23 protein-coding genes, 1 pseudogene and 1 other annotated feature are annotated in these 21,400 nt (G+C 35.4%); of the genes and pseudogenes, 12 read left to right on the top strand and 12 right to left on the bottom strand.

The window, feature by feature from the left end; translation table 11 throughout:
- Positions 1–152 precede the first annotated feature (152 nt).
- Positions 153–1,016, bottom strand: a complete 864-nt coding sequence (locus RMR19_RS16695) for a hypothetical protein (RefSeq protein ID WP_310604638.1) — start codon at positions 1,014–1,016, stop codon at positions 153–155.
- Positions 1,017–1,275: 259 nt separating this feature from the next.
- Here RMR19_RS16695 and RMR19_RS16690 point away from each other — a divergent pair, with 259 nt between their 5' ends.
- Complete coding sequence (locus RMR19_RS16690) at positions 1,276–1,620, top strand: DUF1292 domain-containing protein (protein ID WP_310604637.1); 345 nt, start codon at positions 1,276–1,278, stop codon at positions 1,618–1,620.
- A 63-nt stretch (positions 1,621–1,683) separates the two neighbouring features.
- On the opposite strand, the gene RMR19_RS16685 is transcribed toward RMR19_RS16690, so the two are convergent.
- Entirely contained in the window at positions 1,684–2,193 is a 510-nt protein-coding gene (locus tag RMR19_RS16685; protein WP_310604636.1) for a DUF4358 domain-containing protein, read from the bottom strand.
- A 9-nt stretch (positions 2,194–2,202) separates the two neighbouring features.
- Entirely contained in the window at positions 2,203–2,409 is a 207-nt protein-coding gene (locus RMR19_RS16680) for a hypothetical protein (RefSeq protein WP_310604635.1), read from the bottom strand.
- A 132-nt stretch (positions 2,410–2,541) separates the two neighbouring features.
- Between RMR19_RS16680 and RMR19_RS16675 the strand changes: the two genes are divergently transcribed.
- Together RMR19_RS16675 and RMR19_RS16670 are read left to right on the top strand one after the other, a co-directional pair.
- On the top strand, positions 2,542–4,011 hold the full coding sequence (locus RMR19_RS16675; protein WP_310604634.1) for a recombinase family protein: 1,470 nt from the start codon (positions 2,542–2,544) through the stop codon (positions 4,009–4,011).
- A pseudogene (locus RMR19_RS16670) lies at positions 3,992–4,378 on the top strand (peptidoglycan-binding protein); the annotation flags it as partial. The gene RMR19_RS16675 and the pseudogene RMR19_RS16670, both read left to right, overlap by 20 nt.
- Before the next feature lie 84 nt (positions 4,379–4,462).
- Here RMR19_RS16670 and RMR19_RS16665 read toward each other — a convergent pair.
- Complete coding sequence (locus RMR19_RS16665) at positions 4,463–5,395, bottom strand: polysaccharide deacetylase family protein (RefSeq protein WP_310604633.1); 933 nt, start codon at positions 5,393–5,395, stop codon at positions 4,463–4,465.
- A 209-nt stretch (positions 5,396–5,604) separates the two neighbouring features.
- Here RMR19_RS16665 and RMR19_RS16660 point away from each other — a divergent pair, with 209 nt between their 5' ends.
- The 4 genes from RMR19_RS16660 to RMR19_RS16645 all read left to right on the top strand — a co-directional run bounded on the left by RMR19_RS16660 (position 5,605) and on the right by RMR19_RS16645 (position 8,523).
- Complete coding sequence (locus RMR19_RS16660; RefSeq protein WP_310604632.1) at positions 5,605–6,354, top strand: J domain-containing protein; 750 nt, start codon at positions 5,605–5,607, stop codon at positions 6,352–6,354.
- Between the two features lie 12 nt (positions 6,355–6,366).
- Entirely contained in the window at positions 6,367–7,203 is an 837-nt protein-coding gene (locus RMR19_RS16655) for a DUF5685 family protein (protein ID WP_310604631.1), read from the top strand.
- A gap of 127 nt (positions 7,204–7,330) precedes the next feature.
- Positions 7,331–7,903 (top strand): class I SAM-dependent methyltransferase, encoded by a 573-nt coding sequence (locus tag RMR19_RS16650; RefSeq protein ID WP_310604630.1) that lies wholly within the window; start codon positions 7,331–7,333, stop codon positions 7,901–7,903.
- Positions 7,904–7,959: 56 nt separating this feature from the next.
- Positions 7,960–8,523, top strand: a complete 564-nt coding sequence (locus RMR19_RS16645; RefSeq protein WP_310604629.1) for a hypothetical protein — start codon at positions 7,960–7,962, stop codon at positions 8,521–8,523.
- A gap of 133 nt (positions 8,524–8,656) precedes the next feature.
- Here the strand turns inward: RMR19_RS16645 and serS are convergent, their stop codons facing one another.
- The gene (gene serS, locus RMR19_RS16640; protein ID WP_310604628.1) at positions 8,657–9,934 is read right to left on the bottom strand and encodes a serine--tRNA ligase; all 1,278 of its coding nucleotides are present in this window, start codon (positions 9,932–9,934) and stop codon (positions 8,657–8,659) included.
- Between the two features lie 132 nt (positions 9,935–10,066).
- Positions 10,067–10,263, bottom strand: a binding site (T-box leader).
- Positions 10,264–10,972: 709 nt separating this feature from the next.
- Here serS and RMR19_RS16635 point away from each other — a divergent pair.
- Together RMR19_RS16635 and RMR19_RS16630 are read left to right on the top strand one after the other, a co-directional pair.
- Entirely contained in the window at positions 10,973–11,581 is a 609-nt protein-coding gene (locus tag RMR19_RS16635) for a TetR/AcrR family transcriptional regulator (protein WP_310604627.1), read from the top strand.
- Entirely contained in the window at positions 11,578–12,684 is a 1,107-nt protein-coding gene (locus RMR19_RS16630; protein ID WP_310604626.1) for an alpha/beta hydrolase family protein, read from the top strand. Before RMR19_RS16635 ends, RMR19_RS16630 begins: the two co-directional genes overlap by 4 nt.
- A gap of 130 nt (positions 12,685–12,814) precedes the next feature.
- Here RMR19_RS16630 and RMR19_RS16625 read toward each other — a convergent pair whose 3' ends face one another.
- Together RMR19_RS16625 and RMR19_RS16620 are read right to left on the bottom strand one after the other, a co-directional pair.
- Positions 12,815–12,994: a hypothetical protein gene (locus RMR19_RS16625; protein ID WP_310604625.1), complete on the bottom strand. Its 180-nt coding sequence runs from the start codon at positions 12,992–12,994 to the stop codon at positions 12,815–12,817.
- Between the two features lie 16 nt (positions 12,995–13,010).
- A complete protein-coding gene (locus RMR19_RS16620; protein ID WP_310604624.1) occupies positions 13,011–13,169 on the bottom strand; it encodes a hypothetical protein in 159 nt (52 codons plus the stop codon).
- Between the two features lie 143 nt (positions 13,170–13,312).
- Here RMR19_RS16620 and RMR19_RS16615 point away from each other — a divergent pair, with 143 nt between their 5' ends.
- Positions 13,313–13,684 (top strand): GntR family transcriptional regulator, encoded by a 372-nt coding sequence (locus RMR19_RS16615; protein ID WP_310604623.1) that lies wholly within the window; start codon positions 13,313–13,315, stop codon positions 13,682–13,684.
- Between the two features lie 3 nt (positions 13,685–13,687).
- Positions 13,688–15,076 carry a DUF5808 domain-containing protein gene (locus RMR19_RS16610; protein ID WP_310604622.1) on the top strand — a complete coding sequence of 463 codons (1,389 nt, stop codon included), beginning with the start codon at positions 13,688–13,690 and terminating at the stop codon, positions 15,074–15,076.
- 283 nt (positions 15,077–15,359) lie between these two features.
- On the opposite strand, the gene RMR19_RS16605 is transcribed toward RMR19_RS16610, so the two are convergent.
- Entirely contained in the window at positions 15,360–16,799 is a 1,440-nt protein-coding gene (locus RMR19_RS16605; RefSeq protein ID WP_310604621.1) for a methyl-accepting chemotaxis protein, read from the bottom strand.
- A 66-nt stretch (positions 16,800–16,865) separates the two neighbouring features.
- Positions 16,866–18,308: a methyl-accepting chemotaxis protein gene (locus RMR19_RS16600; RefSeq protein WP_310604620.1), complete on the bottom strand. Its 1,443-nt coding sequence runs from the start codon at positions 18,306–18,308 to the stop codon at positions 16,866–16,868.
- Positions 18,309–18,516: 208 nt separating this feature from the next.
- On the opposite strand from RMR19_RS16600, the gene RMR19_RS16595 reads away from it, so the two are divergent.
- Positions 18,517–18,819, top strand: a complete 303-nt coding sequence (locus RMR19_RS16595; RefSeq protein WP_310604619.1) for a hypothetical protein — start codon at positions 18,517–18,519, stop codon at positions 18,817–18,819.
- Between the two features lie 146 nt (positions 18,820–18,965).
- Here the strand turns inward: RMR19_RS16595 and ptsP are convergent, their stop codons facing one another.
- The 3 genes from ptsP to RMR19_RS16580 form a co-directional block, all read right to left on the bottom strand.
- Positions 18,966–20,663 (bottom strand): phosphoenolpyruvate--protein phosphotransferase, encoded by a 1,698-nt coding sequence (gene ptsP / locus RMR19_RS16590; protein ID WP_310604618.1) that lies wholly within the window; start codon positions 20,661–20,663, stop codon positions 18,966–18,968.
- Positions 20,664–20,688: 25 nt separating this feature from the next.
- Positions 20,689–20,952 carry an HPr family phosphocarrier protein gene (locus tag RMR19_RS16585; protein WP_310604617.1) on the bottom strand — a complete coding sequence of 88 codons (264 nt, stop codon included), beginning with the start codon at positions 20,950–20,952 and terminating at the stop codon, positions 20,689–20,691.
- A 41-nt stretch (positions 20,953–20,993) separates the two neighbouring features.
- Positions 20,994–21,400, bottom strand: a 407-nt coding sequence (locus tag RMR19_RS16580; RefSeq protein WP_310604616.1) for a fructose-specific PTS transporter subunit EIIC, incomplete at its 5' end; no start/stop codon positions are given.

Raw genomic sequence — 21,400 nt, 5'->3', positions numbered from 1 at the left:
CGTAACTATTATTTTAATAATAATTATAGTACATTTGTTCGCAACCTGCAATATTGCATTAAATCTACTCCAATGAAAAAAAGAAGAACTCTAACCGGAATTAGAATCCTTCTCTCTTTACATTTTTATCTTATAGATATCGAATTCTCGACTTATAGATACATTGTATAATCTTCATCATCATCGTCATATAGACCATTTTGATATCCACGTGTCCAATCGAGATTCTTTGCTCTTTTTTGCTTTTGTTGTGGCTTTGCCTGTTTCTCAGTTTTCTTACTTTCCTGTTTCTTCTGCATAGCCTTCTTCTCACGTTCTATACGCTTAATTGTCTCAAACTTATCTGGTTGTTGTTCTTTTTCCTTTGAGGGTGCATCTTTCATTCTTTGATCTCTGCTACCATAGCCTTTACCAGATCTACCTTCATTTCTGTCAGAATCGTAATCATTGTCTTTATTAAAACCACGATCTTTATTATATCCGCCTCTTGTGTCTTTGCCTCTATACCCATTATTATCTCTTTGATATCCGCCTTGACGATCAGAATATTCTCCTGGTTTCTTGTATGGTCTTGCTGGTCTATCGTCGCGATTGTTTGAATCCCCTTGTCTGTTATAAGGTCTTCCTTCTCTGTTAAATGGTTTGGCGTCTTTGTTATAAGGTCTTCCTTCCTTATTAAACGGACGATTCTCACGGTTTCCATTATAGGTTCTTCCTTCACCGTTGTTATCACGGTTTCCATTATAGGTTCTTCCCTCACCGTTGTTATCACGGTTTCCATTATAGGTTCTTGCACCGTTGTTATCACGATTTCCATTATAGGTTCTTCCTTCACCGCGATTATCACGGTTTCCGTTATAGGTTCTTCCCTCACCGCGATTGTCACGGTTTCCATTATAGGTTCTTCCCTCACCACGATTATCGTTATCTCGATTTACTGGCCTATAATTGTTGTTCCTCGTCTCGTTACTATGGTTTTCTCTTGGTCTGCTATCATTAGCATTGCTTGTAACCACTGAATGTTCTCCTCCTAAACTGTGAATGTTCAATAAAATAGGTATTCTCTCTGATACCTATTCGCAGTATAATATACCACTCTTAATTATTTTATGCTATTTTGCAATAAAGTCAATATGTTTTTACTGTTTTTTGCAATTAATTAAACCTTTTTATCGTATGTTTTCCAAAATAATACCTTGCTTTTTCTTATTCAATCTGATACATTCATAATAACGAGAAATATATTCTCAAATACAAAGAAATGAGGTATTTATAATGAGCGATGAACAACACGATATCAATTGCGATTGCGGTTGCAACGAAGAAGATCATTCAACAGTAACACTAACTCTTGACGATGGTACAGAGATAGAATGTTTGGTATTAACAATCTTCCCTGTTAATGGAAACGATTATATTGCATTGTTACCTATTGAAGAAGCAGATAACGATGATGAGGGTGAAGTTTTCTTATATCGTTTTAACCAATTAGAAAACGATGAAATCGAACTCCTTAATATCGAAAATGATGACGAATATGAAGCAGTTGCTGATGCATTTGATCAATTCCTTGACGACGCTGAGTTGGACGAAATGATTGGAGAAGACGAAGAAGAATAATTTTCTTTGTTTTAAAAAAGGCGTTCTATGATTTTTCCTTATCATAGAACGCCTTTTTTATATCTATTGAACTATCGCATCATCCACAATTTTCTTAATACTTGCTATATCATCATACACTAGATAAATTACATAGTTATTCTTCACAAAAACGAGACCTTCCTTTACTTCTTTTGATTGTTCTGGAAAAACCTCTTCTAGTGTTGTTTCTTGGTTTTTTTTCAATTCATCAAATGCAAGTTTAACTGTATTCACATCTCTATCTTCTTTTACTTTTGCTATAATGATACGATCCGCTTTATCATTTGAAGGATTCTCATAGTAAACTGCCTCTTCCATTATACTAGAATCAAGGTTCATCATCTCAAGAATTGCAGCACCATTCTCACTTAACAAATCCACTTCATTCCATGCAAGTTCGTCTTTAGATGATACATTCATATCCTGTGCAATTTGCTTTCCAATAGAATCCATTACATCTTGTGTTTTCACATCCACTTCCTTCGCCTTCTTACATGCAGCTAAAGAAAATATCATAACGATTATTAAAAATATAGAAACTTTCTTTTTCATATGTTCTCCTTATTTTGTTTTGGGAATATTTTCTCCAACTTCTAGTCTTTTATTCACATTCCCATCTTCATTTTTTTTACACTCTACATTCGTCTGCTCTTGCAGAATTTTTATCATTTGATTATAAAACTCTCTTTTTTCATCGTCATTTAACTCTTCAAACTTAACCACCTTGTCTGGAAAATATATATAATTTTCAAACTTTATTTTCCCCATTCACTCATTCCTCTATACGAAATGCCTTATCATAGTATATCAGCTTCCTTGCTATAATATTACGCACTGTAGTAATACCTACAGAACAATTACATAGTATATAGTATACTCTTCTATAGGGATTGATTCAATATGAATACTGCTGCAATCTATATTCGTGTTAGTACAGAAGAACAGTTAGACTACTCTCCTGACGCTCAAAAACGTCTCCTACTCACTTATGCGAAACATAATAATTTTCTTGTTCCGAAAGAATATGTCTTTATTGATGAAGGGATTTCTGGACGAAGAGCAGATAAACGACCTGCCTTCATGCAAATGATTCGTATGGCAAAGAAGAAACCTCGTCCCTTTGATGTTATTCTCGTTCATAAATTCGATCGTTTTAGTCGTTCAAGAGAAGACAGCATCTTATATAAGTCTTTACTTAAGAGAGAATGTGGAATACGCGTAATTAGTATTACAGAACATTTAGAAGATGATAAATTTTCCATTATCCTAGAGGCCATCTTAGAGGCTATGGCTGAATATTATTCCCTCAATTTATCTGACGAAGTCCTTAAAGGAATGACGGAGAAAGCCCTTCATGGAGGATACCAAGCTGCCCCTCCTCTTGGATATGAGATTCAACATGCAAAAGATATTCCTAAAATCAAAGAGGATGAAGCGCAAATCGTTCGTTCTATCTTCGATTCCTTCCTATCCTCTCACCTATCACCATATGAAATCGCAAGAAAACTAAATCTACATGGCTATGTAAGTAAACGTGGAAATCCGTTCGAGAAACGTACTGTTGAATATATTCTTAGAAATCCTTTCTATGCAGGATATATTCGCTTTCAACTAAAACGAGATTCCTCTACCTCTATTCTAACAAAAGGCGTTCATGAACCACTTATCACGGAAGATATGTACCAACTTGTTAAAAAACATTTTTCTAGCAAAACACCAAGGCAAAAGGAACACTCTATTGGCTGCAAACATTGGTTATCGGGAGTCGTCAAATGTAGTAACTGTGGTAGCTCCCTTCTTGTTTTTAAACGAGAACTTGCAAATCAAAATAAAACATACTATAATCTACAATGCTGCGGTTATCAGAAAGGACGTTGTCTTCACTCTCACCAACTAAGTGAGAAGAAGATGTTATCCACACTGCATGCCTCACTTATGGAAGTTTATCCACAAAATAGGAACACTTACCAACTATCTGTGCACACTATGCACACCTCTACAGAAAATATTACTCTCCAAAGAGAGAACATACATAAAGTATCTTCACGATTGCAACGTGCTAAGGATGCCTATCTCAGTGGAGTAGACACTCTTGAAGAATATACTTCAATCAAAACTATATTAACGAAAGAGCTTACATTTCTTGAATATAATTTAAACACGACTCTAAATTCTACTACCTCTAAATCTTCACCCCAAATCTACGATTCCCTTGCAGAGATACTACAATCTGAAACGGTATCGAATTCTGATAAACAACTCCTGCTATCGAATCTAATTCACCATATTGTATATGATAAGGAAAACGCTACCCTCCACTTCTTCTACTTCGCCCCTAATTACAATAAGGCTGAGCCAATGGGGCTCTAAATATCTTGGCGACCAAGGATATAGTGCAATTGAAATTATTCGTAATTACTATGGAGACAACATGTACATCAATAGCACAAATGAGATTTCTGGTGTTCCCTCTTCATGGCCTGGTTATGATCTTACTGTTGGAAGTAGCGGCGCAAAAGTAAAACAGATGCAAGAGCAATTAAATGTTATCTCTGGTAGCTATCCTTTAATACCAAAGATTGCTGCTGATGGTATCTTTGGCCCGAAAACCAGAGAAGCCGTAGAGGTATTTCAACGAATATTTGACCTTCCCGTTACAGGCGTTGTTGACTTTACAACATGGTATAAAATCTCTCAAATCTATGTCGGCGTATCAAGAATCGCCGAGCTTATCTAAGCTTGCATACTACTATTTCTTTGAATTAAAAAACACGACTCTTTTGAATATATCACCAAAAGAGCCGTGTTATATCATTATCTATTACCTTTTATCTACAGTGTCAAACGTATAGCCTTCCTCTTTCATTGTTTGAATAATGTTTTCTAACGATTGCACCGTCAACTTATTAAGCGAGGAGTCATGCATCAGTACGATCGGCTTCTTATGTTTTTTGAAATCTTTCAATACATTTCTTGTTATCGTCGCCTTTGTCGGATTACCAATAGAATCTTCCGCTGACACTTGCCAATCATAATATATAAAACCTCGCCTTTCCATCTCATCAATTACTTGTTCTCTTATTTTTTTCAAAAAAGAATTATAACTACCACCTGGAAACCTAAAAACAATTGGTTGGACTCCTGTAACCTCATACATCTTTGTATAAGCAAGATAAAAGTCATCTAAATAATCCTTCACAGATGCATAGATCTGTCTATAATTATGTGAATATGTATGTACGCCAACCACATGCCCTTCCTTTATCATCTCATTAACTAAATCATAATATTCTGGTGTTATCGAACTTGCTATCATAAAAAATGTAGCTTTTATATTGTATTTTTTAAGGATTTCTAATACTTTAGCTGTATTCTCACTTGGCCCATCATCAAATGTAAGGTAGGCTATTTTTTTTTCATTTTGCACGTTATCGTTTACCGGGAACCTAAACATATATTTTCGATAATCCAGTACATTCTCATCAATTACTGCTAATGGAATCTTCGCTTTGTTTTTTACGTACATATCTGGATATAATTCCATATATTCTTCTTTATAAGAAATCTCAACTACATTTTCTTTTCTCACGCTCTTTTCATGCTCTGTCTCCTGCTCAATCTTCTTCTCCTCTATCTCCGAGTCCTGCTCTGTTTCTGACTGTATTACCGGTTTAAATATATCGCCTTTAATCATCTTACCAAATAGGAATAACAATATTATAAGTAGTATAAGGATAATCCTTTTCTCTCCCATGTTTCTTACTTCCTTGGTAACTTCTTTACCTTTATTGTATGCATCGATAAGTTACATCATGAGTTCGTTTTCTTATATTTTTATTAAATATGACATTTGTTACTATTCAAATATTTCCACTCCATGCTATAATCTAATATAATTATTTAGGACTAGTCCTATTACTATGCAAATAAATCCCCCAACGGTCAAAATAAAGGAGAATCTCCATGAAATGGTTTAATAATCCGACTTCAATGGATGAAGTCAAAAAACAATATAAATCGCTGATACGTGTCTATCATCCTGACAACGGTGGCGACTTAGATAAGATGCAAGAAATAAATGCAGAATACAACGAACTATGTGATCGATTTGAAAAAGGCTATTCAAGTTACTCTGAACACTCATCTTATTCTCGATATAGTAACAACAGCTCCTATTCTTCACCAGATGAATTCAGCAACATCGTTCGTCCTGTTATTGAACAGGAGATGAATCGGACAGTCACTATTGTACTTAGAGCATTACAACTCTATCCTTCTATTCAAACTAAATATGATAAATTAATTGCTCACGAGCCTGCTCGCATCTATAGCGACCTTACTACCGTTCTTAAAGTAGCTTACGAAGAGATGCAAAGAACTCCTGTAGCCGCTCATGCGAATTACCAGTTCATTAATCTTATGAGCGAACTTGAAAGTATTCGACGCACTACTAGACAGACTTATGAATCTGCTTGCAGACAATATAGTCATGATTTAACTGTGGAACTTAATGATCTTTACCGTGCTGTCGGCAGTACAATTAAAGATCAGATTTTTGCTGCCAAACAATCTGATGGTTTCTCTTCTGGTGGCAATCGTGGCTTCTACGGCTCTGGCTATAATTCCAGTGCTCCTCATAAAAATGATGGTTGTAATGATTGCTGTCAATGTTTAACTTTCATGATATGTTGCGATTGCATGAATTGCTGTTAATGGAGGGATTAAATGATTGGATATCTGAAACCTAAGGTAGATGACCTTCGTGTTTATGAATACAAACAATATCGTTCCTTTTACTGTGGTGTGTGCGTTGAACTAAAGAAACAGCAAGGGGAGTTGCCAAGATTACTTCTTAGTAATGATATGGCGTTCTTCGCTATCCTACTCTCTTCCCTTGCTGATACACAAACTACAGAAACTACGCACCGCTGCTCCCTTCATGTCTATCAGAAGAAACCGATTCGGCTAAATAACTATACAAGATTTATGGCTGACATGAACATTTTATTTGCCTATGGAAAGATACAGGATAACTTACATGATGAAGGTAGTATGAAAGCAAGAACTAGCAGTCTTATCTATCATAAGAATTACAAACGCATCTGCATGGAGTATCCAAGCGAAACGCAATGCTTCGAACAGTATATGAATACGCTTCATGAAATGGAGTCTGCGAATTGTACCGATTACATTGCACTTGGCAAATTGTTTGGACAAACACTCTGTGATGTATTCAAACAAGTGCTTACTGTGCAGGAAGATTTAATTAACAAATTACTATTTGCTATTGGGCAATGGGTATATTGTATCGATGCGTTAGATGATTTGGATGAGGATAGTAAAAAGAATGCTTTCAATCCTATGCTTTGTGCTTATCAGCAAGATAAAATCACCCTTATAGCGGAAGTAGAACAATATCTGAATTCCTTACTGCTTGAAATTGTTTATCTCTATACTGAGTTGGATATTGTTGATTATAAAGGGATTATTTTTAATCTCTTATGCATCTCTATAAGAGAGAAGACGGATGCTATCCTGAAGAAATATCGTGTGGATTTATAGAAAAATGCTTTTTATCGGGCTGTGCACTCAGGAGGCGGAAGCCTATAAACTTCATTCAGACGCTCATTGGTCGCCTTTGTGTGCGAACATTACGGATAAATCCAGGAAAGCAATAGGAGGATGGAAAATGGAATACATGGGTAATGCTGATTGGTGGAACAAAAGATTTCATGAAAGAAGTTTAAGTCTTATGATTCATGATAAGAAGTTAGAAGAGGATGGGAGTAGATTTCACTCTGGAGGACGTGTATTAGATCTTGCATGTGGGGATGGAAGAAACTCTATTTATCTTGCGGAACAAGGATATCTGGTTGATGCGATTGATTTTAGTGCAGAAGCACTGTCAAGATTAAAGTACTTTGCCGATGAACTAAAGTTGCAGATTGAGACTTTGTTAGTGGATTTAACCTTGGAACAACCATTTGATCATATGAAGGAATATGATTTGATTATTATAAATCATTATAGACTAAATAAAACATGCTATCGTGATTTATCCAGTCATATGAAAGAACGTGGGGTATTATGGGTAAATGGCTTTCGAGAAGTACCGATTGACAATCCTCGTATCACAGATAAGGATTTATTAACAGAGGAAGATTTTGAGCATTTAGTTAATTTTACGCTGGACGATAAGGAAATGTATGATGAGGGAAACCACAAAATGGTACGATATATTTGGCGTAAACAAAGTGTTTGATAGCTTTAAAACCATAAATAGAACAGATTTCAAATATAAAAAAGGAGTATTAAAATATGCTGAATCAGAATTCCTCCAAACATGATAGTTCTTCGCATGATAATGCTTTGCGTAGTAACGCTTTTACCCCAAAAGCAATCAGCCTTTGTGGTATTTTCCTTGTATTTACACTCGTTTTCTTATTCCTCGCTGGAAGTATTACGAATATTCAGATGGTTTCCTACTGTTTAAGTTCTATCTTTATTATTATTGTCTTAGAAGAAAGCAATCTTCGTGTTGGCATCGCTTTTTATGTTGCCTCCTCACTTCTTGCTCTACTTGTACTGCCAAACAAACTTGCCATCGTACCATACATACTCTTTTTTGGACACTATGGACTTTGGTATTACTGGTATACTAAGACGAAGAAGAAATACCTTGTGCATATCATAAATTATATTGTTGCCAACATCGGTATCTTTACAACTTATTTTACCTGTAAGGAACTGTTTGTTACCTTGAAAATACCAGCTCTTATCCTGTTTGTACCGATTGTTGAGGTTTTTATCTTCTTGTTTGATCATATGTATGGACGATGCTTGTTTTATTATAGGAGGGATATTCGTTCGAAGATTTCGTAGAATATTAAAGAAAATCAAAATAGTTATAACGTTTTTGAGGAAGCAACTGTTCGGATTTTCCGAACAGTTGCTTCCCCATTATTTATATTACAAATCAAGCTTAGCTTTTTCTCTTAACAAAAGCCAATTACACCTATTGAATTACTGTTTTTCCACCCATATATGGTTGTAATGCTTTTGGTATACTTACTGTTCCATCTGCATTTAAGTTGTTTTCTAAAAATGCAATTAGCATTCTAGGAGGAGCTACCACTGTGTTGTTTAATGTATGAGCAAAGTATTTTCCTTTTTCTCCAACAACACGAATCTTTAGACGACGAGCCTGTGCATCACCTAGGTTTGAACAGCTACCAACTTCGAAGTATTTTTGTTGTCTTGGTGACCATGCTTCAACGTCGATAGATTTTACTTTAAGGTCTGCTAAATCTCCTGAACAGCATTCAATTGTTCTAACTGGAATATCAAGTGTACGGAATAGATCAACTGTGTTTTTCCATAATGTCTCGAACCACTCTGCACTGTCTTCTGGGTTACATACAACAATCATCTCTTGTTTTTCAAATTGGTGAATACGGTATACTCCACGTTCTTCAATACCATGTGCACCTTTTTCTTTTCTAAAACATGGTGAATAACTTGTTAACGTTTGTGGTAATGATGTTTCTTGATTGATTGTATCGATAAACTTACCAATCATTGAATGCTCACTTGTACCAATAAGGTATAAATCTTCTCCTTCGATTTTGTACATCATCGCATCCATTTCAGCAAAACTCATTACGCCAGTAACAACGTCGCTACGAATCATATAAGGTGGAATACAATAAGTAAATCCACGATCAATCATAAAATCTCTCGCATAAGAAATAATTGCTGAATGTAAACGAGCAATATCTCCCATAAGATAATAGAATCCATTACCAGCTACTTTACGAGCACTGTCAAGATCAAGACCATTGAATTTTTCCATAATCTCTGCATGGTATGGAACTTCAAAATCTGGAACTACTGCTTCACCAAAACGTTCGATTTCAACATTTTCACTATCATCTTTACCGATTGGAACAGTTGGGTCGATGATATTAGGAATTGTCATCATAATTGTAGTAATCTTTTCTTCCAATTCCGTTTCTTTTTGCTCTAACTCTGCAAGGCGTTCTGAACTAGCAGTAACTTTTTTCTTCATTTCTTCTGCTTCTTCTTTTTTACCTTGTGCCATTAATCCACCGATTTGTTTTGATATAGCATTTCTGTCTGCACGAAGTGTATCTGCTTCTTGTTTTGCTGTTCTACTTTCAAGGTCAAGTGCAATTACTTCATCTACTAAAGGTAATTTGCTATCTTGGAATTTGTTCTTAATATTTTGTTTTACGACTTCTGGATTTTCTCTTACAAATCTTAAATCTAACATGTTGATTCCTCCGTAATTTGGTATTTTAGTTTGTGAATATAGAAAGCAAGTGCCTAGTCCTGACAAAACGATTTTTAATTCATAGTTTTACGCTTCTGTAAATTAAAAAAACCTTCCATCCCATATCTAACGATATGGGACGAAAGGTATCCGTGTTGCCACCCAAATTGCTGATTTCTCAGCCACTTCATTGTACGATAAAGGGTACGAACCTTTCAGCTCATCACTGACAACTCCGAAAGTGGAAAGATTATGCCTTTCACCGATTCGCACCAACCATCGGCTCTCTGAAGAAATTCATTCATCGTAGCTTTCATCATCGCTATTTTTTCTTATTCACGTTAGTGTGTTGTATATAACACATTTTGTAATTATTATATACAGAAACTTGTGAAATTACAAGGGGTGTTTTGCATTTGTTGAATTATGCTCCGTTTACCAGTAGAAATATGTATGGTCTACTTCAATATTTAATAAATTATATGGGAATTCAATTTGCCCTTCTCTACTTTTTATATATGCTTCATCTTCAAGTCTTCCAAACAATTATTAACCCAACTTTCCCTCCAGAAAAACCCATGAAAACATTTGATTTCTCAAGTAAAATAAATTCTTAAATTGGTATATTGACATAAAATAGCACCTAATCTTTGGTATAATAAATTCACCACAAAAATACAAACCAAAGGAAAAGGTGCTGAACTTATGATATACCAAAATGACAAAAAAGAAATCTGGCTTTCTTGATAGCCTCTCCTATCGGCTTAAAATCGAAGTCAAAATGATTCTTCCTTTCGTCCATTAGCTCACCACCTATACTCTGAAAATCTTACCCTCATATTTTACAGAGATATAGATTCCAATTAAACGATTGAAACCTCTTGTAATGAGAGATTTTGTATCTCATAAAAGGAGAAGAAAAATCCCGTTCGCAAGTGTTTGTAAACTTATCACTAGGAGGATTGACAATGGGGCAAAAATTAAATATAATATAAATCAAATTATATAAATAAGTTTCTGTAATTTGGAGGAGATTAAATGGCAAGAAAAACACAAATTTCTAAAGAAGTCATTTTGGAAGCAGCGTTGAAAATGCTTATCCGTGATGGGTACTCAGCCATCAATATCAAAACATTATCAAAAGAGATTGGCTGCTCTACACAGCCCTTAGTATGGCATTTCGAAAATATGGAGGGGCTTCGAAAAGCCTTATCTGAATATGCTCTAAATTATGCAAATAGAAAAATGTGTCCCTCTGCTGAAAATGCGGTAGCCGCTTTTGAACAGGTAGGAAGATCTTTTATTCATATTGCTGTCAGTACGCCTAACCTCTTCCGTTTCCTTTATCTTGAAGGATATTCTGGTTCTCCAGCAGATAACTTTGACGCATTAATTTTGGACGAGGATAATGCAGCACTAATTAAAAGAATTTCAAAGGAATTTTCTATTTCAGAGGAAAATGCAGGTCGCTACCTGCAAAACACCATTATCTACACGCATGGAATCGCTACCCTCGCCGCAACAGGCGTTATCAATGTGTCTGAGAAAGAAATGATGCAATTAGTAAATTGTGCGGCTGACGCCTTTCTTGTTCAAGAGGGTGTTCCTCTCGAAAAAATACCATGCGAGGAGGAAACTCAAAAATGAAAGCCAGACATATCATTTTACTGACAGCAATGGCTGTTGAACTTATATTGTTTTTGTATTGTATGTTACGAAAATCCAATCATGTTCCCGCAGGATATATTTGTGCAGTACTGTCACTTATTCTTTTGATATGCACGGGCTGGCTTTTGCTGTTTCCAAAAGTAACGTCGATTGAAACTACGGGTGAATACCAGATAAAACGTGAGGATTCCTTTTATACAGATACCTCAAGACTTGAAACTTATGCTGATGATGGGAGTTATCGTGAATTACCTGTTTCTTTTTGGTATCCTGCACAATACCAAGAAACTCAGAGCTGTCCTTTGGTAGTGTTTTCCCATGGGAGCTTTGGAATGAAAGACAGCAACACAACTCTTTATCGTGAGCTTGCAAGCCACGGATATGTGGTCTGCTCTATCGACCATACATACCAGTGCTTTTCCACAAAACTTTCAAACGGCAAAACAATTCGGCTTAGCGGAGAGTTTATGAAAGAAATTGCTGCGGACAGCCCACAGGATAAACCAGAGCAATCCTTACCGCATTTTGAAAAATGGATGAATATCCGCACAGGAGATATAAACTTTGTATTGGATACTGTTATAGAAAAGGTATCCGAGGAAAGTAGCGAACTATCCGTATATGATTTGATTGATGCTTCCCGTATTTGTGTTATGGGGCATTCTTTAGGCGGTTCAGCTTCTCTCGGCGTTGGCAGACAGAGGGGCGATATTGCGGCAATTATTTCCTTAGAATCTCCATTCCTCTGCGATATTCAGGGGGTAGATACTGACGGTAATTTTATCTTTGAGCAATCAGTGTATCCTGTACCCGTTTTGAGTGTTTATTCTGATGCGTCTTGGGCACATTTGAAGGAATGGAGACAATATGAAGAAAATGCACGATTATTGGATATAGAATCTGATGATATTGAGAATGTCTACCTTTCGGGCATTGGTCACTTTTCATTGACAGATTTATCCCTATCCTCTCCATTCTTAACATTTGTTTTTGATGGTTTCAAAACGAATTATGCACCACAAGAAACGCTAAAAAAGATAAATGAGATTTGTCTTGAGTTTTTAGATAAACATTTGAAATGAGGTGTTCTTATAGAAAAAGTGAAAATGTTGTCGCATAAGTGGCGCTTTACGGTAGCAAAAAGTATTACGTTGGCTTTTTAGAAACACAAAAAAAGCTAAAGCCTCAGAAAACTCCATTTCTGAGGCTTCACTACCTGTCTCCGTTAAGCATCTCCATTGGATAAATGGTATGAAACTTCTCAAGATACCCTCCGTATAATACCTTAATATCCTCTTCTCTCTCTAACTTTTTGTACAGCTCTAGTTCAAACAACTCTCTTATCAATTTCATTCCATATACTTCTATAATCGTCTTGTGCGCCTTTTGCATACTTCATCTTCATTTTCTAATGTTCCTTATATCCCCAACGATAGATTCTGTTTTTTTGCTTTTTTCCAGCCCCCTGCTTCTTAATTCCCTTCTGTAGTAAGTTTTCTATAACCTTTAAAAACGCCGCTCTATGTACTTGCTTTGTTTTCTTATAGTCAGCAAGAAATATATTCATACTGTCTTTAAACTGTTCTTCGAGCTACTATATATATTGACATTTTGCATCATTTGCATTACAATCAATAATACAAACAATGCAAAATAATATACGTAAGATAACAAGCTACCAAACTCATCCTACAGCAAAGGAGGTCTAATATGCTTCTATCACTAGATTTTTCAAGCGATACTCCTATCTATCAGCAGATTCGAAACCAAATAATTATCGCTATATCAAATGGTCAACTGCTTCCTGGAGACCAGCTTCCTACAATACGAAACCTTGCCGATCAGTCGGGAATTAATATGATGACAGTCAGCAAGGCATATCAATTATTAAAGCAGGAAGGGTATATTACTGCAGATCGAAGAAATGGTGCGAAAGTTGCACAAAGAAACCCTTCTTCTGGCGAGATACCTTGTACTCTACATAATGAACTGCAATTAGTCGTATCACAGTTTCGATTACAAGGAGTAAGCGAAGAATGTTTTCTAACCCTATGTAAAGAACTTTATAATAAGGAGGTTTAAACCATGTTTATAAAAATCTTTCTTTTTGTATTCAGTTATCCACTTCTTCCAATTATGTATTTTATAATGAAGAACGAATTAGATTCACACAAGAATATTATTATTGGAGTAACACTGCCTCACGAACAGCTTCGCAATCCTGATGTTGTTAAGATTGTCGCAAAGACAAAGAAATCAATGAAGAGAATCACCCTTGTGCTTGCTCTCATTCCGCTTATCTCTTTCTTTATAAACTATGAATCCATTACTTTTGCGCTATATCTTACTTGGCTGACTGTTGCATGCTTTATATACTTTATTCCATTTGCTAAGGCGAATATAAAACTGCACAACTTAAAAAAAGAACATGGCTGGCATGTCGATGAAGAAGATACCACGGTAATTGACCTCAAAGTTTCATTGGAAGAACCTAATCCGTTGAAGAAATATTGGTTTCTACCAGCCCTTGTATTAACCCTTATACCCATTATTATTGATTTATGCACAAAGATAGGCAAAGAGGATTTTTTGTTTTCCCTCCTTACAACTGCATCAATTGGATTTGTAACATTCTTATGCCCTATATTCTTTCATATTTCCTATAGGGGCAAACAGGAAATCGTAAGTCGTGATTCCTTAAAAAATCAAACACTTACGAGAATTCGACGATACAATTGGGGAAAATGTTGGATTGCTACTGCCTACACCAATGCCATCTATACCATTTTGTTTTGGCTGTATATTAATCATCATATAGAAAATATTATTGTTTTCTTGACGATTACCTTATTCTATACGTTATTCGTCCTATGGTGGGTATTACGTGCCGACTTTAAAGTTCGTTTGGCACAACGTCAATTTTCAATACAAACTGATGAATCCTTTACTGTTGATGAAGACATTTATTGGCCATATGGATTATGCTACTACAATCCCAACGATAAACATCTCTTAGTTCATAACAGAGTTGGCATGGCAACTGACATTAATCTTGCTAAACCCATAGGAAAAGTTATCATGATACTTGTAGCATTAATGCTACTACTTATTCCGATATCTGGAGTTGGAATGATTCTAAGCCAATTTTCACAAATCGAACTTACTCTTGATGAAGATAGTATCACTGGCAAACACTTATATGACACATATGATGTTACATTCAACGAGATTCAAAGCATTGAAACATGGGATACCTTACCTGATACTTCAAAAGAAAATGGAACTGGATTTAGTAATCTGTTAAAGGGTCGCTTTAGTATCGCTGGCAATGGAACCTGCACTGTTTGCCTTAATCCAGAGAACCATCTGTATATTGTAATTACGAAAGTAGATGGAAAGAAATGTGTCTTCAGTGGTGCAACCGATGAAGATACCGTAGACATATATAATAAACTGCTTGAGCAAATACGGTAATTATTTTAAAAAAGATAACTTTTCCAAGCAAGATAAATTTCCAAACAAGATGGCTATTTTAAATACAATGTAAAGTTACCGTATGCGCATAAAATTCTCTATAAAATACAATAAGGCTATCATAAAATGCAATCCCCTAACCTTGCAGTTAGAACACATTTCATGATAGCCTTATTTTTTAATATCATTTTCTTCAAATGTTTTTTCTTATAGTATCTTTAATTATCTTTCAGAAATTTCAGAATATCGTTTATTCAAAACTTCTACCTTATTCCTCTGCCTATTAACTCGAAGCTTTCGATAACTGCTGTGTAATCTCTCCGATTTTATCAAGTTCAGCTGAACAATTGCTAATCGCACCATTTTGAACACTAATGTTTTCTGCGATACTGGTAACCATCGCATCATTTTCTTCTGAACAGGCAACTAATGATTCAATTTCTCCATTAATTAATTCAAAATTATCCCTTATCTCATTAATTAACTGATACTCATCTTGAAGCACATCTTTCGCTATATTAGCATTTGAATCAATGTTACGTAGTAGCTTCATTAAATCATCCATCTTATCTACACCAACTTTAGCAGCTCCTGCTCCCGCTGTAATTCTTTCTGATACAACATTCACAGTACCAGCTAACTTAGTTATAATGTTGTAGATATTATTTGATGCTTTTGCACTTTCTTCTGATAACGAACGAATCTCTCCTGCTACTACTGCAAATCCTTTTCCGTGCTCGCCTGCTCTAGCAGCTTCTATAGAAGCATTCAGCGATAACAGATTTGTTTGTGTCGCAATGGAATTAATCTCATCTAATATACTACTAATCTTACTCATCTCATCTAGCAGTACATCTGTTGCCTCTTGTGCCGATCCAACCGTTCTTCCCATATCATCAAGAGAAGACTTCACATCATCTGCACCTTCGTTTCCTTCTTTTACTGCCGATGTAACCTCTTTGAATTTTTGATCTAGCTTATTTGCTAATTCATAATTCTTATCAACATTAACAACTACATCACCAATCTTATCATTTACAGTAATTACAGCTTGTGTCATACCACTGATTGCCTCTCGCATCTGATCTGTTGACATATGTACGTTATCTGCTTCTCTCGCCATTACACGTACTTCACCTGCTGTATGCTCCAAAGAATTGACAAGGTTTATAGCAATCCCTGCTGATGCTTCTCTATTCTTTGATAAATCCTGTAACATCTGGTTTGAATCGTTAACCATATCTTCACCACGTTTTGTTGCTAAATAGATAACATATCCAGCAACAACAAATAATGCTGCCTTTGAAATTGCTCCTAATGCTGTCGCTCCTGCTGGTCCTTCAATAGCTTCAGGCATAATAGCACCTAATACGATTAGAAACACTCCCATTGGAACAAAATAAAACTTTACAATTTTGCAACTAAAGTATGATGCTGCCATTGCCAATACTACATATAATGCAATATTAGCAGTAGAGCTTCCACCAATCAAAACAGAATATACCATACTACAGACAGATACTTCTAATGATACACTAATTGCCTTTATCTCTAATGATATTTTACTAAAATAAATTCCTACTGCTAATACCAATCCCAGCATCAAGCAAACGATAGATACTAATGATGTCTGAGAAATCTTATATTTCATAACTGTCATCAAAATAAGTAAAATTACGCATACTCCGATTATCATTACATTTCGTTTGAGTAACTTCTCCATCCGATATCTCCCCCCTATTGGCTTTTATTTTAGTTTATCACAATTTTTAGATTTTGCAATATTTTCTTACTTTGATGCTTCTTCTGTCAATTGATGTGTAATTTGCTCTAATTTACTAATTTCATCGGAACAAGTGTCAATTGCTTTATTCTGAACATCAATATTTTCAGATATACTTGTGATCATCGCATCATTTTCTTCTGAAGTTGTAACTAGAGTCTCTATTTCCCCGTTAATAATATCGAAATTTTGTTTTATTCCATTTATTAATTGATATTCTTCTAATACAACACCTTCTGCTACATTTGCACTTTGTTCAATGTTTTCTAGTAACTTCATTAAACCGTCCATCTTGCCTACACCAGCTTTAGCCGCATCTGCTCCTGCCGTAATACGATCAGACACTGTCTCAACTGTACTTGCTAATTTCATAAGAATATTATGAATATTATTTGATGCCTTTGCACTCTCTTCTGATAGGGAACGAATTTCATTGGCAACAACGGCAAAGCCTCGTCCATGCTCTCCAGCTCTTGCTGCTTCAATCGATGCATTTAATGATAATAAGTTTGTCTGAGATGCTATGGAATTAATTTCATCTAATATACTTGTAATTCTTCCCATCTCTTCCAATAAGATTGATGTTGCTTCACTAGCAGAACCAACTGTTTTTCCCATATCATCTAATGATGTTTTAACACTTATAGCTCCGTTGTTTCCTTCTTTCACTGCATTTGTTACTTCTTTAAATCTTTGATCTAATTCATTGGCAAGATCATAGTTTTTATCTACCGCGATTACTGTATCACCAATCTTTTCACTAACTGTTATAACAGCTTGTGTCATATTACCAATTGCTTCCTGCATCTGTGCCGCAGACATACTCACATTATCTGCTTGCTTAGACATTGTATGCACTTCTTCCGCTGTTTGCTCTAATGAATTACCAAGACCAATTGCTGTCTGTGTTGTAAGTTCTCTGTTTTTTGAAATTGCATCAAGCATCTCTACAGATTTATAGTACATATCTTCTCCACGTTTTGTAGCTAGATAGATAACAACACTTGCCACTCCAAATAATACAGCCTTTGAAATCGCGCCTAAAATTGTTGCACCCTCTGGTCCTTCAATCGTTACAGGCATTACAGCCGCCATAATTACTAGTATTACTGTTGCTGGTATTGCAAAACGTTTAATTATGACACAACTAAAATATGAAGATGCGATTGCAAGCAATACATAGATTGATACTGCTGCTGTGGAACTTCCTTTTACTGAAATTGTATATAATACTACGCATAAAAACGTTACCCCTAACATAACAATTGCTTTTTTTTCTACATCTAATTTTGAAAAATAATTAACTAAATTCAATATACAACCAAGTCCCAGACAGCCTACTGCAATTAAACTTTCCTTTGATGTTCCGTACTTAGATATTGTCATTACAAGTAGTAAAATTATACTAATTACAACAATCATTAAATTTCTCTTTAGTATTTTCTTCATATCGCTTCCTCCTTTAAAAATAAGTTCTTTTAATTCCATTATAGAAATATTTTATACATTTTTCAACTACTATTATTTTCAATCTCAATCCTATTATTTTTACAAACCTTGCTTTGATGCTCTGTATCTTTTAATAATTTAATAAATATGCTAAAATTGTATTACTTAACTTCCAATAACTCACCAATATAACAGAAAGGCACCAACTATGTTCTATGAAATTGCTCAAAAATATATGAATGCACTAACAAATTTCGTACCATATGCTACCACTTCCAAAACAAAGAAATGGAATGACTTTGATTCCACTTGGAAAAGCTCTGCCATAGAAGCAAGTCGTACCTTTAAATCCTTTTCCTTTCCTTCGTTACCAGCCACTCTGTTTTTAGATTATACACGTATTGGCAATCGTTCCAATTATGAAGATATCTACTTTTTGAAACGTCGTGCACTGAATGCCTTAGTATTAGCGGAATGCGTATCAAATACTGGTGAATTCTTGGGAACATGAGATATATCGTATCTTAGTTACTCCGAAAGAGAATTGCTTTGAATTAAGGATTGCAACATAAATAAAACGAGCTGTTTTCAAGTTTGATAACAGCTCGTTTTATTTATTCAATATGTTCCTTTATTTGTTTTTTTATCATGATACAATTAGTACTCAGAAAGATATTCATATACCTCTCGTTCTGTTGTAAGTTGTAATGCTTTCTCTGCAATCTCCTTTGCTTTCTCCATTGAAACCTCTGAAATAGCCTTCCTCGTTGCCAGAATAGAGGAAGAACCAACACTGAATTCATCTAAACCAAATGCAAGAAGTAATGGTATTAGCCGTGCATCACTTGCAGCTTCTCCACACATTCCTACCATAATTCCCTGTTCCTTTGCCGCTTGTATGATAGTTTTAATACTACGCAAAACCGCTGGTTGATATACGGAATATAAGTTTGCTACTTTCGCATTACCACGATCAACAGCCATCGTATATTGCGTTAAATCATTTGTTCCGATACTGAAGAAATCTGCTTCTTTTGCTAATAAATCTGCTATCATACATGCTGCTGGCGTTTCAATCATGACGCCTACTTGAATTTTTGAATTGTAGGCTATGCCTTCTGCATCTAGTTCGGTCATATATTTTCTAACCAACTCTTTCACAGAACGAATTTCTTCTACGCAAGTAACTAATGGAAGCATAATTCTAATATCTCCGAATGCACTTGCACGAAGCAGAGCACGTAATTGAGCACGATATATCTCTGAATTATCTAAACAATAACGGATTGCTCGATAGCCTAAGAATGGGTTATCTTCCTTTTGTATTTTAAGATAAGGAATTTCTTTATCTCCACCAATATCCAAAGTACGGATAATGATTGGTTTTCCATTCATTATAGTAGTCGCTTCTTTATAGGCTTCAAATTGCTCTTCCTCAGAAGGTAATGATGACTTATCCATAAATAGAAACTCTGTACGAAATAATCCTACTCCTTCTCCACCAGAATCAATGACTGCCTGAGCTTCCTTTGGAGTACCGATGTTACCAAATAATTCGACTGCTACACCATCTGCTGTTTTTGTTTGCATATTTTGAAATGCAATTAAGTTTTTCTTTTCTTGCTTGTATTTCCTTTGTTTCTCTTCATATTCTTCTAATTGTTCGCTTGAAGGATCTATAATTACAATTCCTTTTTCTCCATCTATTATGGCTTGTTGCGTATCCTTCAAATTAGAAATACAATTTTCTACACTTAACACTGCTGGTATTTCTAATGCTCTAGCAAGAATTGCAGAATGCGAAGTTACTCCACCCACTTCTGTAATAATACCAACTACATTCTCCTTGACAATTCCCGCTGTCATTGATGGAGTCAAATCACGAGCTAGCAATATCGTTTCTGCTGGAACTTTACTAATATCTACATCTTGAATTCCAAGTAATTGTTTTAGGAAACGTATCTTAATATCATGGATATCACTTGCACGTTGTCTCATCATCTCGTCTTCAATTGCAGAAAACATCTGTATAAAGGAATCACATACTTCTTCCATTGCCTGCTCTGCGCATTTTCCAGATTTAATAGCGGTTTCCACTTCTGTTTTCAAAGCAGGGTCAGATGCAATCATCACTTGACCTTCTATTATTTCAGCCTCTTTATCACCAATTCGGGCTCTAACATCTTCTGCAACACGCATTGTATTTTCTGTGAAAATCTCTAATTCTCTTTCAAAACGCTCTAATTCCCCCTCTACATCTATTGCCTTGCCTTTGTCATATTCAATTACGGATTCTTTCAGTAAAACAATATGACCAATTCCAATTCCAATTGATGCTGCGATACCATGATACATAGCTACACCTCCCAACTAATAGGATTTACTCACCAAATCCATTGTCATATAACTCATCAAACTTAGCTAATGCTGCTTCCTCATCTGCACCATTACACTGTACTTCAATTTCTGTACCACATTTAATGCAAGCTGCCATTACATTCATAATACTTTTTGCATTGATTGTTGCTCCATTCACTAAAATGCTGATATCCGAATTAAATTTTATCATTTCTTTTGTCACTACCCCAGCTGGTCTCATATGAAGACCTTGTGCGTTTTTGATTGTATATTTTTTGTTTACCATAATTATCTCTCCTTTATTTTTACTATATTTAATATTCCTTATTATTTACTAATTGGTTTCTTCCATAATGATAAGATTAACATTCCTATTACAGAACCTGCTACTAATGCTATCACATAACCGAATACATTTCCTACTACCGGAAATACAAAGATGCCTCCATGTGGTGCTCGAAGTGTACATCCCATTGCCATTGATATTCCTCCTGCTACTGCTGAACCAATAATACAAGAAGGAATTACATGTAGTGGGTCTGCTGCCGCATAAGGAATTGCACCTTCTGAGATAAAACACAATCCCATGATATAGTTTACAACACCTGATTTTCTATCCTTTTCTGTCCATTTACTCTTGAAGAATGTTGTAGATAATGCGATAACTAAAGGAGGAATCATTCCACCAATCATAACTGCTGCCATAATATCATAGTTGCCCGTAGAAATCGCTG

The organism is Anaerosporobacter sp., assembly GCF_031551385.1.
Taxonomy (GTDB): Bacteria; Bacillota; Clostridia; order Lachnospirales; family Lachnospiraceae; genus Anaerosporobacter.
Note: the sequence above shows the minus strand (reverse complement) of the source record. Positions and strands in the feature narration are given on the sequence as shown.